This window comes from Clostridium sp. (genome assembly GCF_036639235.1).
GTDB lineage: Bacteria > Bacillota > Clostridia > Clostridiales > Caloramatoraceae > Clostridium_AB.
This window is the reverse complement of the sequence record NZ_JAVWJB010000093.1, coordinates 1-1,568: the sequence shown is the minus strand read 5'-3', so window position 1 is coordinate 1,568 and position 1,568 is coordinate 1. Positions and strand designations below refer to the sequence as shown.

Annotated in this window: 1 protein-coding gene and 1 pseudogene; one reads left to right on the top strand and one right to left on the bottom strand. The window is 31.2% G+C overall.

Annotation, left to right across the window (positions count from 1 at the left end; genetic code table 11):
* Positions 1-159 precede the first annotated feature (159 nt).
* The gene (locus RR539_RS10655; RefSeq protein WP_332500435.1) at positions 160-1,164 is read right to left on the bottom strand and encodes a CotS family spore coat protein; all 1,005 of its coding nucleotides are present in this window, start codon (positions 1,162-1,164) and stop codon (positions 160-162) included.
* A 147-nt stretch (positions 1,165-1,311) separates the two neighbouring features.
* Here RR539_RS10655 and RR539_RS10650 point away from each other — a divergent pair.
* Positions 1,312-1,568, top strand: a pseudogene (locus RR539_RS10650) (glycosyltransferase family 4 protein); the annotation flags it as partial.

Sequence of the window (1,568 nt, the reverse complement as noted above, 5' to 3'; positions counted from 1 at the left end):
TTGATATCTAATATATTATGAAAATTACCTCCATGGGTCCAATCTAAAATGGATACAGTAGCATGAAGAGCTTCTTCACTTCCATCATACTTTTTCACTAACCATTCCATGTAATAGTCATCTATGTTATAAAGCCTTGTAACATTCACCTTTTACCCCCTACTTACTTACTAGCTGAATATAACCATTATCTAAAAAATCATATTTATCCTTAAAATCATCTTTGCATCTAGACAGCCTTTTATTGAAAAACTCTTCCTCCCATGGCTGTTGTTCTACATAATATTGAAGTCCAACCTGCCAATAATCCTGTGGAAATTCAATAAATCCTCCCATTATATTAAATTCATCAGGTGTTACCTCTATTTCATTGGTATAATTGGACACAATATAATTTAATGTATCCATATTCCAATTACCACACTTAAGGTTTCTAATAATAATGCTAGATAGGTCATGAAGATGGGTATCTTGAATGCAGTAATCAAAGTCTATTAAATAAACATCTAAATTATCATCTATAAGAAAATTATGATTAGCTGTATCATGGTGACAAATACCTGACATAGCGTAGTGCCTGTCTAGCACCTCTTTATAACTACTTTTCTTAAGAGAGTCTATTGAAGTATTTGCTCTTTTTATATGCTTATTAAACTCCTCAACATAAACCTTATCAAAGTCACTTTTTTCAAGCCTACATTCTGCTATTCTTTTAAATTCATACATTTGATTAACTTTTTTTGAGAATTTATTAATCCACTTTCCGTGATATCTTCTTCCTATTGCAGCCCTTGATTTATCAAAGCCAAAGGATGCCCTGTGAAACTTTGCAAGTGCATTAACGCAAAGCTTTAAATCAATAGGATTCTTGTAGTCTGCCTCCCTAGATGGAACCCACCTACAAAGGTAGCCATACCCACTTTCAAACGGTATGTACTTCTTTCCCCCATTACTTAAAATAGGTGATAACACTCCATTAAATCCGTTTGATTCAACATGCTCTATAGAATCAATTATAAAGTCCATAATATATTCCTTATATCTTGATACCTTAAAACAAAGAATTTTATTTGAAGACTTTATTCTATAAACGTTTTTAATCTGAGAGATTTCCTCTACTTTAATATTATAGTTTTCTTCTAATACCTTTATTACTTTTTCCATAAACTCACTCCAAGTCATTAATGGCCTTTGTTCTATAATATGAAAATCATCATAGAATGTGATAGAGACATTCTTATTGTATGCACAATTAACAAGGATGATTAATATTTTATTATAAAGCTTAAGTTTATTTGGAGTGTGAAAAATATGAAGATAGCCATCGATGCCAGAGGTGCTACATGGTATAAAGGAACTGGAATTGGCACGTATACTAATCAAGTCCTTCAATACCTACTTAGCGAAGATTTTATTAATCAGTATCACCTATACTGGGCAGGTCCAAATTATAGAGAAATATATAAAGAAAACGTTTCCATAAACGTATCCTCCAAAAGACATCATAGGTTCTTTGAGGATTATTATATTCCCCAAAATATTAAAAACAATAATGTTGACATATATCA

Bases quoted from the DNA above. Each gene is read 5' to 3' on its own strand.
- RR539_RS10655 (WP_332500435.1), bottom strand. From the start codon at position 1,164: ATGGAAAAAGTAATAAAGGTATTAGAAGAAAACTATAATATTAAAGTA.